The following is a 13,266-nucleotide window of genomic DNA, read 5'->3' on the forward strand; positions in this document are numbered from 1 at the left end:
AAAAGGCTGGGAACAAATGTATTCGATTGGAAAATTATCAAAGCTTACCGGGCTGAGTATCCCGACACTGCGCCATTACGATCAGGTGGGGCTCCTCAAACCCGCATATCGAAATGATGCTACCGGATACCGGTATTACGATGAAGAGCAGATGCTCCAGGTTCAGCTGATTAAAAATATGAAGATGCTTGGGTTTTCTCTGGAAGAAATGCGGATGATCCTGGTCAAAAAAGATCTTTCCGGTTTTCGGGAAAAGGTCAGTGAGGCCAAGCGGAAAATTGAATTGCAGCTGCAGGCGGTCAGCGACATTGATGACTATTTGTCCAAGGGAGAGTACATTCTGCGCCAGTATCAGGCGGCAGGCAGCGAATGCTTTTATCACAGTCATCCGCCGGAGCTGCGGCAGCTGCCTGCTGCCGATGTCCTTTGCATGAACATGGAAGAGCCCTTTCACGACCTTGCCTTCTTTACCCAATGCTGTCTCAAGATCCAAAACTTGCGGGACCGCCTGGGACTTTTACAGACAGGGGCTTTGATTCTGACTCCGCAGACCAACGATGTCCGCAGCTTTATTCGGGGATACGGCGGTTTTCTGCTCTGCATGCCGGTTCAATACAAAGAAAACTGCTGCTCAAAAGCGATCAGGCGTTTTAACGGCGTATTGGCGGCTTCGGCCCTTTGCGTAGGCGGATATGAGGAGCTGGAACGGATCTACGACAGACTGCGTTCCTGGGTCCGTGAAAACCATCTTCAGCCTGTGGGCAAGCTGATTCTGCAGTGCCTTTTGGAACCCAGCGATACTATGAAGCCCGATCAGTATATTTTCCGGCTCAATCTGCCGGTTGCTGGGGATGGGCGGGAGGCGGACGGAGAAACAAAGGTGCCGGTCCTTGATTTGGGCTTGTGAAGCTGGGACGGCTGTAATATTGGCTCACCGCAAGGGGCTGCCGCAAGAGAGCATAGCAATGCGGATTGGAAAGATTTGGGGCTGATTGCATCAAAAAGAGTGATAGATGCGATCAGCCTCTTTTTGTGTAAACTCCGCGAAGCGCTGAGCGGCGAATGATCTGCTTTTGCGGTGCTGAAGTATTGACGCAAATCGGGAAAATTTCATTGAAAGGTTTCTTTTTTTACGCAATCTTGTGGGTTTGCGGGACCTGGTATTGAGATGAAGCAGGTTTTGCTGCTTCTGGTTGATTTTGAGAGGGCGCAAGCGTTGAAATCTGCGTAAAAACTTGTATTTATTTATGCTTTTTTCGTAAGCCCTATGTCGCCTGAACTTCACTGCATAAAAAGCGATGTTACCTGACAGAAAAATTCGCATATATGGGTAAGGAGGTGAGTTCCACTTGAAAAGCTTCGAAGATCGATATCAAGAAAATTATGGACGGATCTATAACTACATCCATGGAATGACGAAGAATCCGGTTCTGGCGGAGGATCTGACCCAGGAAGTGTTTTTGATCGCCTATAAAAAAGGAAGCCGATTTCTCAGGCATGAAAATCCGCCGGCATTTCTCTATCGGACAGCAAAACTAAAGACTTACGAAGCTCTGCGGGATGATGCCAAACACAGAGCGATGGAATTGAAAGAAGAGCCAGTGTCAGGTGATCCTGATTTGCTTGAGGCCATCCTCGCCGAAGAAGATCGGAACATTGATGAAAGGAAATTTGTCCCTCAAGTGATGGAGCGGCTGAGTCAGGAACAGCGGGAACTCTATCAGTCTTACTATCTGGATAAGAAGTCCATGCGCCAGATCGCCCAGGAAAAAGGCATAAAAGAGACGGCGCTGAAGATGCGGTATGTCAGGTTGAGAAAAGAGGTGCGAAGGATTATCAGGGAAATGGATATGGGGAGCGGAGGTGTGTGTTGATGAAAAAATACAAGGATGAAATGATTAAAAATCAGCTGGATCAGGCAATCGAGGAGGGAGATGTAAATCTGGCCGATCAGCTTACGGCCAAGCTGCTGGAGCTGGAAGGACTGGCGGCAAAGACGGACGTGCCAAAGTGGCGCTATGGAAAGGGATGCGGCAGAGCCGGGGGGAAAAGAAGGCGGCTGCTCATCAGCCTGGCGGCGGTGATGGCGGCGATCCTGACCATTGGAACCGTCGCCTATGCGTCGGGAATTTTGTTCCCGGAAATCAAAAACGAAGATGGCTCGGCCACGCCGGTTAATGCGGCCATGGATTCAAAAGAGTATCGGGCGGCCCGGGAGTACAACCGGTATTTAGACAGCCTGACCGAAGAAGAACTGGCTAAAACAGCAGATCGCAGCGCGGATGCCGTCTATGACATGCCGCAGAAGGTCAAAGAAATCTGCCAGGAATATGGACTTAAATATGCAACAGAGGGACAAGCGATTTCTTCCTATGAAGACATGGAGAACCAATTGGCAATCAGGGGCCTGAGTGGAATTCTGAATCGACAGCTGGCCGATGCCTTGAAAAGTACCATCAGCCAGTCCAGTGGGGGCTATTCGTTTGACGATGGCAATCTGCACTTGGAAATGGAAATTGCAGACCAGAATCAGGCGCAGGGAAACACGATTTTGTCAATCGACCTCACCCCCGAAGGGAGTTTCCCCTGGATGGGGTTTGAGTCCAACACCGGCCCCAAAGAACAGCAGAAAAAAACGGTTCAGATTGAAACCAATTCAGGAATTCCATTCATCGGCACTGTGGATGAAATGCGTGTTTCTGCTTTTGGAAAGGCGGGTCGCTATTTTGTAACTGTGCATGCGGCCAGGGATTTTGCCCAGGAAGATTTGGACCAATATAACCGACAGTTGGATGGGATCAATCGCATGTACGATAAAAAAATTAAGGAGGAGACAAAACTGAGCGGGCGCGAAGCGCTGGAGGAAAAAGTCAGCGCTGCCATCGATACGGCAGACAAAGAGGAGCCCCAGCTGATGAAGGAGGCTTTTGCAGAGAACGGAAACGCCGCTGCCTATGAGAAACTTTTGAAACAATACGGCAATCTGAGCGATGAAGAGGTGCGGCTCTGGGATGCATATATGGCGGAGCTGAACCATTTATCCCTCGAAGAACCAGAGGTGGCGATACAGGATTTGAAAGCATGTCTGGAAAAAATCAATTTTGATCGGTTTACTGAGTGAGTTCGCGGGATTTATCCCTTGACTTTAGGGGCTGGAGCATATAAAATATCAACGTATATGAAGTCAATAACAAGAGGCGAGGATGAAGACAGTAGCCCCGTGTAAAACCCTTACAGAGAGATGTTTGATGGTGAGAAAACATCGGTGAAGCGGATCGTGAAGATCACTTCGGAGCCTTGATTACAAAATGAAGGGGCAGCTTGCAGCTGCAACCAGGGTGGTACCGCGGTATTTTATCGTCCCTGATTCTCTGCTTTGGAGAGTCAGGGATTTTTTCGTACTTGGCTTTGCGGGAGGCATTGAATAAGGTACCCGCGCCGTTTGCACCATTTACCCCGCGCGATACTGAGCTTTTGTGCTTTACAAAACTTAAAAATAGAGATAGAAAGGAAAAGAGATATGTTTAAAAACTTATCGGAAAAACCCATTGCAAAACTGCAGATGGAGCAGGCGGACCAGTGGGAAAAAGAAGATCTTCTCCACAAATGTGTAACCACAAGAGAAGGACAGCCGTCCTTCATCTTTTACGAGGGACCGCCGACAGCCAACGGCAGACCTGGAATACACCACGTTATCGCCAGAACGCTGAAGGACTCGGTATGCCGCTACAAGACCATGCAGGGCTTTGAGGTAAGGCGGAAAGCCGGCTGGGACACCCACGGCCTTCCCGTTGAAATCGAGGTGGAAAAACAGCTGGAGATGAGCGGCAAGCAGGACATTGAAAAATACGGCATCAAGGAATTCAATGAAAAGTGCCGTGAGTCCGTATTCACCTATGAAAGCATGTGGCGGGAGATGACCAAACGGATGGGGTATCTCATCGATTTGGACAACCCCTACATCACCCTGGATAACGATTTCATCGAGAGCGGATGGTGGATCCTCAAGGAATTCTTTAAAGAAGGGCTGATCTACGAAGGCCATAAAATCCTTCCATACTGCCCGCGGTGCGGAACAGGACTGGCTTCCCACGAGGTTGCCCAGGGCTATAAAGAAGTAAAAGTAAACACCATCACAGCAAAATTCAAGCGCAAAGACGCGGATGAATATTTCCTGGCCTGGACTACAACCCCCTGGACACTGGCGTCCAACGTTTCACTGACCGTAGGTCCGGACGTGGATTATATCAAGGCAAAGATGACCGCCGGCGACGAAGAAGGCAAAATTTTCTATGTTGCCAAGGTTCTGGCAGACAAAGTTCTGGGCGGGGAAAACTATGAAGTCCTGGAAGAAATGAAGGGCAAGGCTCTGGAATATATCGAGTACGAGCAGCTGATGCCTTTTGTCAAGCCGGACAAAAAAGCCTTTTTCGTAACCTGCGCGGACTACGTTACCATTGAAGATGGTACGGGCATCGTCCATACGGCACCGGCCTTTGGTGAAGATGACTATCAGACCGGCCGCCGCTATGATCTGCCGGTTGTCAATCCGGTGGATGAAGAGGGGAAATATACAGAAACGCCATGGGCGGGCCGGTTTGTTATGGAAGACGGTCTGGATATTGATATTATCAAATGGCTGGCAGGCGAAAACAAGATTTTCGGCAAAGAAAAAATTGAGCATAACTATCCCCACTGCTGGAGATGCGGAACGCCGCTGGTCTACTATGCCAAGCCTAGCTGGTACATTGAAATGAGCAAGCTGAAGGATCAGCTGGTCGCCAACAATGATACGGTCAACTGGTTCCCGGACTTTGTCGGTGAAAAACGTTTCGGCAACTGGCTGGAAGAGGTGAAAGACTGGGCCATTTCCAGAAACCGTTACTGGGGTACGCCGATCCCCATCTGGCGCTGTGAATGCGGCCATCTGGAGTGCATCGGCAGCAGGGCGGAGCTGGTAGAAAAGGCCCAGGAGGATGTCGATGAGAGCATCGAGCTCCACAGACCGTATGTGGACGATGTGCACCTGACCTGCCCGGTTTGCGGCAAACCGATGACCAGGATTCCGGAAGTTATGGACTGCTGGTTTGACAGCGGCTCCATGCCTTTTGCCCAGCAGCACTACCCGTTCGAAAATAAAGAAAAGTTTGATGAAGAATTATTCCCGGCAGACTTTATCTGCGAAGGGATCGACCAGACCAGAGGCTGGTTCTATTCTCTGATGGCGATTTCCACCTTTATTAAAGGAAAAGCGCCTTACAAGAATGTGCTGGTAAATGACCTGATCCTTGATAAAAACGGCAAAAAGATGAGCAAATCCAAAGGCAACACGGTGGATCCGTTCCAGCTTTTCGATAAGTACGGCGCCGACGCCACCAGATGGTACCTGCTCCATGTTTCGCCGGCCTGGTCGCCAACCAGATTTGATGAAGACGGGCTGGTGGAAATCGTCAGCAAATTCTTCGGCACTTTGAAGAATGTTTACAATTTCTTCGTCCTTTACTCCAACCAGGATGGAATCGATCCGGCCCAGCTTTCTGTGGATTATGACAAACGTCCTGAACTGGATCGGTGGATCATTTCCAAATATAACAAGCTGGTAAAGGAAGTGACCTTTGAAATGGATCATTACGATCACATGAAATCCGTGCGCAAGATCCAGGAGTTTGTCATTGAAGATTTGTCCAACTGGTATATCCGCAGAGCCAGAAGACGGTTCTGGGGAGAAGAGCTGAACGATGATAAAAAATCCGTTTACGCGACCACTTACGAAGTGCTGGTGGGTGTATCCAAGCTGATCGCGCCTTTCGCGCCCTTTATTGCCGATGAAATCTATGTGAACCTGACCGGCGAGGAATCGGTGCATATCGCTTACTTCCCCAAGGCGGATGAGTCCTTGATGGATGCCAAGGTTGAAGAGCGTATGGACCTGGTACGCGACCTGGTCGGCCTGGGCCGCGGAACCCGCGAAAAGGAAAGAATCAAGGTCCGCCAGCCGCTGGGCGAAATTCTGGTAGACGGCAAATATGAATCGCTGATCGGCGATTTGACGCCGCTGATCATGGAAGAGCTGAATGTGAAGCGAGTGGTCTTTGAAAAAGAACTGGACAAATTTATGAACTACAGCCTCAAGCCCAATTTCAAGGTTGCAGGTCCGATGCTGGGCAAAAACATCAAGGCCTTCGGCGGTGCATTGGCAAAAGCCGATGCGGCGGCCGTAGTTGGAGAGCTGGAAGCAAAGGGCAAGATTAACCTGGATCTGAACGGCGAAGCAACGGAAATAACGGCTGATATGGTGGACACCAAGATCAGCGCCAAGGAAGGCTTTGCGGTGGCCATGGAAAACAACGTATTTACCATTCTCGACACGACTCTGACCAAAGAGCTGATCGATGAAGGTCTGGCAAGAGAGCTGGTTTCCAAAGTTCAGCAGCTGAGAAAGCAGCATGATTTCGAGATGATGGACAATATTAAAATTACCATCGATGCGGATGAAGCTGTTGCGGCGGCTGTGAAAAGCTACAAGGAATATATTATGAATGAAACGCTGGCCGTGGAGATGGAAGCGGGCAGCGGTTTGCAGGAATATGATTTGAATGGACATAAGACAGGGATCGGGGTAGAACGGAAATAGTTGTCTCAGGTGTAAGATAATATCGGACCCGCCGGTGCTGCTTTGCGGCACTGGCGGGTCCGTAAATGTATCGCAAGAACTGCAATTACTTGTACTTTTTGGTTTACCATAACGAAAACGGGATATTTTATTTAAAATTAGTGTAAATTTTGTGGGCCTCAGGGCGCAAAGTTTCGAGACATATAAATTTTCAGGGATTTTGACACAATTTGACCCTTGAAAACATTGGAATTTTACACTAAATTTTAAAAAATTAAAAATTTATTGCAGCCCACATGCCTCACAACACCAGATCCCTCCCGCATCCACCAAAAAAATTAAGATTTCTAAAACAACCTTAATAATTTCTGCCTTTTCTTACAAAGTTTTTCTGTTATGCTAATGATAACGATATTTGTTTACAAACGAGAAAAGGAGCAAGCTATGTCTACCATAACCAGTCTATTGATTGACAGTCTTATCAACGCAAGTCTCGTAGTACCAGTCATCTGGTGCTGGCAGCGGGCATGCCGCAAAGATGCCGGCTGCGGCCACCGATGGCTGGTGGTGCTTTTTGGCTGCGGCCTGGCGGAAATCTTTGCCCTTACAGGGATTCCCTCTATTTGGCGCATTAACCTGGACCCAACGGTCAACCTGATCCCCTTCGACGGAATGCTGGCCAGCCCGGTCCAGTTTTTCCTCAATATTATCTTATTCATGCCGGTGGGAATACTGGCGCCTTTGATCTGGGACAAGCTGGGCCGGGTAACAAACATCCTTTTGCTGGGAGGAGGCCTTTCCTTTTTTATCGAATTCATGCAGCTGTTCAACTTCCGGGCAACCGACCTGGATGACCTGATCGCCAACACGGCCGGCGCCCTCATCGGGTTTCTGATTGTAAAAATAATTGCCGGAAAGCGTATCGGAGGAAAAGCGAGGGCGGACAAAAAAGAAGGCAGAGAAGTGATGATCCTGTGCTCTCTGGTATTTTTGATCAATTTCACCATTCAGCCGCTTTTATCCGAGTGGGTATGGTCGCTGCTCCTTTAAGACTCCTGAAAAAACTTCCTATACCATGCGGCCGATTCGTAGTATAATAAAGTCTGAAATGCCGGCAAACAGCCGCAGAACGATTTAACTGCCTGGCAGAGAACCGGCAGCGGAAGGAGGACCAGCCATGAGTGCACCGATCGCAAAGCTCAGAGAAGCGGCAAAGCTTCCCCCAAAAGATCATCTGGCAATCTTTGACCATTACGTGGCGCTGGGAAGAGACCTGGAATACATCGCCATCAAATTCGGCTATGACATACCGATGATTATCACCATCTTAGAAGGCTACGGCGAAACCGTCTGCCCGGAGTCATGCGGCAGACTAAAGCACCTTTCCCAGATTCTGATGAAAGAATATATTGAACGGTTTTATCCGGGAATCGCTTCGGAAAATCCGCAGAACGACTGGATCAACATCGAGGCATACTTGGATATTTACCATCCCCGCTGGCGCGACGAGGTTCAAAAGCAGACAGTAAATGAACGGAAGCGGCTGAGCAGGAATAAAGGATTATATTGAGGAGATTTATGTTAGAACAAAAATTGAAAACCAATTTAAAGGACCTGACGCTGGAACAAATGAAAGATTTTTTTCTTGACCAGGGAGAAAAAGCGTTCCGGGCCAGGCAGGTGTTTTCCTGGATATACCGAGGCGCCAGCAGCTTTGAAGACATGACCGATCTTTCCAAGGACCTGCGGCAGAAGCTGGCGAAACACGCATATTTGGGCACCTTGCAGATTCTGCGGGTGCAGAACTCCCGCAAAGACGGAACCCGCAAATATCTGCTGGGACTTGAGGACGGAAATACCATCGAAAGCGTGTTCATGAAGTATAAATACGGCAACTCCATCTGCGTATCCTCTCAGGCTGGGTGCAGAATGGGCTGCCGTTTTTGCGCGTCTGGGATGGACGGGCTGAGAAGGAATTTGACCCCGGGCGAAATCGCCGATCAGATTCTGACCATCCAAAAGGATACCGGTGAAACCATCAGCCGCATTGTCGTCATGGGAACGGGAGAGCCCTTTGATAACTATAACAACCTGAAGGCGTTTATCGAGAACGTCCACCAAAAGGAAGGGCTGAATATCAGCCTGCGGAATATCACCGTATCCACCTGCGGAATCGTGCCCCGGATCCGGGAGTTTGCCGAAGATTTGAAGCAGGTGAATCTGGCTGTTTCCCTCCACAGCGCCGACAATCAGACAAGAGAAGGGATGATGCCCATCTGCAGGCGCTACCCGGTAGAAACCTTGCTGGAAGCTTGCAGAGATTACACCCAAGCTGCCGGCAGACGGATCACCTTTGAATATGCCCTGGTAAAAGACAAAAACGATACAAAAGAGCAGATCGATCTCTTGATCAAAAGGCTTCGAGGCATGCTCTGCCACGTCAACTTGATTCCCCTTAACCAAGTGACAGAAACCGGTATGGCTGGCAGCAACCGCAATCATGCCCTGCAAATCGCCGCTTACCTGGAGGAGCATGGAATTCCGGCCACGGTAAGGCGGGAACTGGGGGCGGACATCGATGCCGCCTGCGGACAGCTGCGCCTGGGGGAATTGGAAAAAAATTGAGGAAATGTTGTTCGGCCAACAGACTTGTTTTCCAAAGTGTGGTATTCTAACGCCATGTGAATGAACAAAGCACTTATACACACAGGAGGAAGACACATTATGAAAGCTAGAAAGATTAGTTTGCTGTTGGCGCTGATGCTGCTGACCGCATGCGTGTTCGCAGGCTGCGGCAGCTCAAGTGACGATTCGGCAAAGAAGGATGAAGGCGTGGATGTCACCGTATTGGCAGCAGCCAGCCTGACCGACGCGCTGGATGAGATTATCAAAGAATACAACAAGGATTGCAGCGACAAGATCCTAACCAGCTATGCGGGATCGGGAGATTTGGTTCAGCAGATCAAAGGCGGAGCGGATTGCGACCTGTTTATTTCCGCATCCAAGGCCAACATGGATGATTTGGAAAAAGAAGATTTGATTGACAAGGATTCCCGCAAGGATTTGCTGGGCAATGCTTTAACACTGATTGCCACCAGTGAAGCGGCGGATAAAGTGTCAATGGACGCTCTGACTACCGACGCTGTAAAGCAGATCGCCATCGGTGAGCCGGAAACGGTTCCTGCAGGAAAATATGCGACACAGGTATTTGATAACCTGAAAATTGCTGATAAAGTAAAAAGCAAGATCGTAAAAGCCAAGGATGTAAGGGCGGTTCTAAATTACGTGGAGACCGGCGATGCGGACTGCGGATTTGTTTATATGACCGACGCCAAGATGCTCAAGGAAGAGAAAGGCAAGATTGTAGCAGAAGTGGACGACAACCTCCACGATCCTATCGTTTATCCGGCGGCCCTTCTAAAAGACGCTCCTCAGAAGGAGGCCGCAAATAAGTTCTATACGTTTATTCAGGGAGATTATGCGAAAGGCGTATTTGAAAAATACGGATTTACGGTAAAATAACCAGCATGCTGAGTCCGATTTTATTATCCTTAAAAGTTGCTTCGATCGCAACCATATTTGCCTTCATATTGGGGGTATTCTTCGCCTATATTCTGACGAAGAAGCAGGTACCGCTCAAAAGCGTCTGGGAAACCTTGATAATCCTGCCCATGATCCTGCCGCCCTCCATTGTCGGTTACTTGTTATTAAAACTGTTCGGCAAAAGGGGCCCTCTGGGCGCCTTTCTGCTGGATACCTTTGGGATCCAGGTAGTCTTTACCTGGATTGCCTGCGTTATCGCTGCCTGCGTGGTGGCGCTGCCTTTGATGTATCAAAATGTGAAAGCGGCTTTCCAAAGCGTCGATGAAACGTATGAGCTTGCGGCCAGCACTCTGGGAAGCAGCGAGTGGAAGATCTTTTGGACAGTAGTCTTTCCCCTTGCAAGGCCGGGAGTGGTCAGCGGGATCATCCTTACTTTTGCCCGGGCGCTGGGCGAATTCGGGGCGACGCTGATGCTGGCGGGAAATATCGAGGGCAAGACCCAGACTATCCCCACGGCCATCTATTATGCGGTGGCAACGGGAAAAGAGGATCAGGCCAATACCCTGGTGATGGTTATGACCGTGTTCAGTTTTCTCATGATATTCGGCCTCAATGCCTGGCTGAAAAAGAAGAATTGCAAGGTGTGATATGTGTACATATTTTAAAGTGAAAAAAAAGTTGGACCGTTTTTCCGTGGATGTGGAATATTCCTTTGACCGGGGAGTTCTGGTGATCCAGGGTGAATCGGGGGCGGGAAAGACCACGGTGCTCAATTGCATTTCCGGCCTCAAAGAACCCGATGAGGGCAAGGTGTTGATTGAGGATACTTTGGTTTTCGACGACAAGGTCAATGTGCCGGTGAAAGATCGGAAAATCGGCTACTTGTTCCAGAATTACGCCCTTTTTCCCAATATGACCGTGGAAAAAAACGTGATTTACGGCATTAAAAACAAGAAAGAATATCGGGATAAAAGCAAACGGAAAGAATTACTCGATTATGCCGATTATATCATGGAAACCTTCCAGATCACCCATTTGAAAAAGCGTTATCCGGCCAATATTTCCGGCGGGGAGAAACAGCGGGTGGCCCTGGCCAGGGCCATCGTCACCCAGCCTAGACTGCTGCTCCTGGACGAGCCCTTTTCCGCTCTCGATGTGAAAACCAAGGAAGTGGTTTACGAAGAGTTCGCGGCCTTTAAGGAAAATTTGGGAATCCCTACGATCCTCATCACCCACGATCCCCGGGAGAGCGAGCTGTTCGCCGACCATCGGATTTTCATGAAGGAAGGGCGTCTTATGCGGCAGGCCGGCGATGAAAAAGAGCCGGAAAAGTGCTGCTGATCCGATCTTTGGCGCTGTGTAATTGAAAAAATGTTATTTATGTCCGGGCCCGGCAAGGCTCGGAATTCTGCAAATTATTATTAAAGAAGAGGTTTACACAAAATGAAGGAAATTGAAGTAGAAAAGGCGGTCGGAACCGTCCTTGCCCACGATCTTACCCAGATCATACCGGGCGAGTACAAGGGACCCAAATTTAAAAAAGGACATGTAATTAAAGAAGAAGACATCGACGTGCTCCTGTCCATGGGCAAAAAGCATCTTTATGTGGTGGAAAAAGACGATACGGATGTTCATGAAAATGAAGCTGCCCTGCGGATTGCGAAAAAAGCTGCAGGTCCGGGAATCCGGCTGACAGAGCCCAGCGAAGGAAAAATTGAACTGATCGCTAAAGAGCGCGGTCTGCTGAAAGTGGACAGCGAGCTTTTGATCGACCTCATCGATCAGGATGAGATCATGTTCGCCAGCATCCACGAAAACATCGTCGTAGAACCTGGGCAGAAGCTGGCGGGTACCAGAGTCATCCCTCTCTTTGTCGATGAAGCGGTGGTCAAACAGGCGGAAGGTGTTCTGGAACGGGGAACGCTGATTCAGATCGAGCCGCTGCGCAATCTGAAAATCGGCGTCGTTACAACAGGCAGCGAAGTCTATAGCGGCAAAATCAAAGATGCGTTCGGACCTGTGCTGGTAAAAAAATTCGGCGACCTGGGGAGCACGGTGGTCAAACAGCTTTTCGCCGATGATGACGAGGAAATGATCGCGGACTGCATCCGCCAGCTCATCGACATGGGCGTGGATATGATCGGAGTTACAGGCGGCATGTCGGTTGATCCGGACGACCGGACTCCTTCCGGCATCAAGAAAGCCGGCGGTTATATCGTTACCTATGGGGCTCCGGTGCTGCCGGGGGCCATGTTCATGCTCTCTTATATCGATGATATCCCAGTAGTGGGACTCCCCGGATGCGTGATGTACAGCCGTACCAGTGTCTTCGACCTGATCGTTCCCAGGCTGCTGGCGGGAGAAGTGATCACCAGAAGAGATATTAAAAAGCTGGGTCACGGGGGACTTTGCCTCAACTGTAAGGAATGTACTTACCCCAACTGCGGATACGGAAAAGCTTAACAGCAGCAGCCTGCAGCAGAAATAAATTAAGAATTGCTGTTGCCCCAAATGGCCGGGTAGTGTATAATATATTTCAACATAAACAATCACGAAGTACAGAAAAGGGAGGGCTTTGCTATGGTGAAATTATTAATTGGACATAAGGGAAGCGGCAAAACAAAACAGATGATCGACTTAGCAAATGACAAAGTTGAAGAAAGTAACGGCAGTGTCATTTTTATAAATAAAAATCACAGATTAACCTATGATCTCAGTCACAGAATTCGGGTGATCTGCATGGAAGATTTTGAATACATTACCAACAGCGATGAATACATCGGATTTATTTACGGAATTATCAGTTCCGATCACGATATCGAGACCATGTTCATCGACAGTATTTTAAAGCATGCGGACGTCACATTGGGCGATCTCCCCGAGTTTATTGACAGAATTAAAAAGATTTCCAAGAACTACGATATTGAGTTCGTAGCCAGCCTGAGCGCCGAAAAAGAAGAAATGATCGGAGTTGACTTTACAGACTGTGAGATTTTGAACTAGTTCAGCCCGCGGGCAATCTTGATGCCGCAGATCCCAGCCAGGCTGGGAGAGCGGAAGGTTTAACCTGTACATAGCAAAAAACGGCGGTGTTTTATCACCGCCGTTTT

Annotated in this window: 12 protein-coding genes; all 12 read left to right on the forward strand. The window is 49.0% G+C overall.

Going from position 1 to position 13,266, the window contains the following annotated elements; all coding sequences use genetic code 11:
• Positions 1 to 16: 16 nt before the first annotated feature.
• The 12 genes from NIA71_RS19055 (at position 17) to NIA71_RS19110 (ending at position 13,159) form a co-directional block, all read left to right on the forward strand.
• Positions 17 to 907, forward strand: coding sequence for a MerR family transcriptional regulator (locus NIA71_RS19055; RefSeq protein ID WP_253021209.1), 891 nt, complete (start codon positions 17 to 19; stop codon positions 905 to 907).
• Positions 908 to 1,349: 442 nt separating this feature from the next.
• Positions 1,350 to 1,874: an RNA polymerase sigma factor gene (locus NIA71_RS19060; RefSeq protein WP_148397696.1), complete on the forward strand. Its 525-nt coding sequence runs from the start codon at positions 1,350 to 1,352 to the stop codon at positions 1,872 to 1,874.
• Positions 1,874 to 3,121 carry a hypothetical protein gene (locus NIA71_RS19065; protein WP_253021210.1) on the forward strand — a complete coding sequence of 416 codons (1,248 nt, stop codon included), beginning with the start codon at positions 1,874 to 1,876 and terminating at the stop codon, positions 3,119 to 3,121. Before NIA71_RS19060 ends, NIA71_RS19065 begins: the two co-directional genes overlap by 1 nt.
• A gap of 399 nt (positions 3,122 to 3,520) precedes the next feature.
• Positions 3,521 to 6,634: an isoleucine--tRNA ligase gene (ileS, locus tag NIA71_RS19070; protein WP_253021211.1), complete on the forward strand. Its 3,114-nt coding sequence runs from the start codon at positions 3,521 to 3,523 to the stop codon at positions 6,632 to 6,634.
• Positions 6,635 to 7,057: 423 nt separating this feature from the next.
• A complete protein-coding gene (locus tag NIA71_RS19075; protein WP_253021212.1) occupies positions 7,058 to 7,663 on the forward strand; it encodes a VanZ family protein in 606 nt (201 codons plus the stop codon).
• Between the two features lie 127 nt (positions 7,664 to 7,790).
• Positions 7,791 to 8,183, forward strand: coding sequence for a hypothetical protein (locus NIA71_RS19080; RefSeq protein ID WP_253021213.1), 393 nt, complete (start codon positions 7,791 to 7,793; stop codon positions 8,181 to 8,183).
• Positions 8,184 to 8,191: 8 nt separating this feature from the next.
• Entirely contained in the window at positions 8,192 to 9,238 is a 1,047-nt protein-coding gene (rlmN, locus tag NIA71_RS19085; RefSeq protein WP_253021214.1) for a 23S rRNA (adenine(2503)-C(2))-methyltransferase RlmN, read from the forward strand.
• Positions 9,239 to 9,337: 99 nt separating this feature from the next.
• Positions 9,338 to 10,135: a molybdate ABC transporter substrate-binding protein gene (gene modA, locus NIA71_RS19090; protein ID WP_253021215.1), complete on the forward strand. Its 798-nt coding sequence runs from the start codon at positions 9,338 to 9,340 to the stop codon at positions 10,133 to 10,135.
• Positions 10,136 to 10,140: 5 nt separating this feature from the next.
• Complete coding sequence (gene modB / locus NIA71_RS19095) at positions 10,141 to 10,803, forward strand: molybdate ABC transporter permease subunit (protein ID WP_253021216.1); 663 nt, start codon at positions 10,141 to 10,143, stop codon at positions 10,801 to 10,803.
• A gap of 1 nt (position 10,804) precedes the next feature.
• Positions 10,805 to 11,497 carry an ATP-binding cassette domain-containing protein gene (locus tag NIA71_RS19100; protein WP_148397704.1) on the forward strand — a complete coding sequence of 231 codons (693 nt, stop codon included), beginning with the start codon at positions 10,805 to 10,807 and terminating at the stop codon, positions 11,495 to 11,497.
• 102 nt (positions 11,498 to 11,599) lie between these two features.
• Positions 11,600 to 12,619 carry a molybdopterin-binding protein gene (locus tag NIA71_RS19105; RefSeq protein WP_148397705.1) on the forward strand — a complete coding sequence of 340 codons (1,020 nt, stop codon included), beginning with the start codon at positions 11,600 to 11,602 and terminating at the stop codon, positions 12,617 to 12,619.
• A 117-nt stretch (positions 12,620 to 12,736) separates the two neighbouring features.
• Positions 12,737 to 13,159, forward strand: a complete 423-nt coding sequence (locus NIA71_RS19110) for a hypothetical protein (RefSeq protein ID WP_148397706.1) — start codon at positions 12,737 to 12,739, stop codon at positions 13,157 to 13,159.
• The last annotated feature ends 107 nt before the right edge of the window (positions 13,160 to 13,266 follow it).

Origin of the sequence: Ihubacter massiliensis, from assembly GCF_024125305.1 — a bacterium.
Lineage (GTDB): Bacteria > Bacillota > Clostridia > Peptostreptococcales > Anaerovoracaceae > Hominibacterium > Hominibacterium faecale.

Bases quoted from the DNA above. Each gene is read 5' to 3' on its own strand.
- modA (WP_253021215.1), top strand. From the start codon at position 9,338: ATGAAAGCTAGAAAGATTAGTTTGCTGTTGGCGCTGATGCTGCTGACC.
- NIA71_RS19105 (WP_148397705.1), top strand. From the start codon at position 11,600: ATGAAGGAAATTGAAGTAGAAAAGGCGGTCGGAACCGTCCTTGCCCAC.
- NIA71_RS19110 (WP_148397706.1), top strand. From the start codon at position 12,737: ATGGTGAAATTATTAATTGGACATAAGGGAAGCGGCAAAACAAAACAG.
- NIA71_RS19065 (WP_253021210.1), top strand. From the start codon at position 1,874: ATGAAAAAATACAAGGATGAAATGATTAAAAATCAGCTGGATCAGGCA.
- ileS (WP_253021211.1), top strand. From the start codon at position 3,521: ATGTTTAAAAACTTATCGGAAAAACCCATTGCAAAACTGCAGATGGAG.
- rlmN (WP_253021214.1), top strand. From the start codon at position 8,192: ATGTTAGAACAAAAATTGAAAACCAATTTAAAGGACCTGACGCTGGAA.
- modB (WP_253021216.1), top strand. From the start codon at position 10,141: ATGCTGAGTCCGATTTTATTATCCTTAAAAGTTGCTTCGATCGCAACC.
- NIA71_RS19075 (WP_253021212.1), top strand. From the start codon at position 7,058: ATGTCTACCATAACCAGTCTATTGATTGACAGTCTTATCAACGCAAGT.
- NIA71_RS19080 (WP_253021213.1), top strand. From the start codon at position 7,791: ATGAGTGCACCGATCGCAAAGCTCAGAGAAGCGGCAAAGCTTCCCCCA.
- NIA71_RS19100 (WP_148397704.1), top strand. From the start codon at position 10,805: ATGTGTACATATTTTAAAGTGAAAAAAAAGTTGGACCGTTTTTCCGTG.
- NIA71_RS19055 (WP_253021209.1), top strand. From the start codon at position 17: ATGTATTCGATTGGAAAATTATCAAAGCTTACCGGGCTGAGTATCCCG.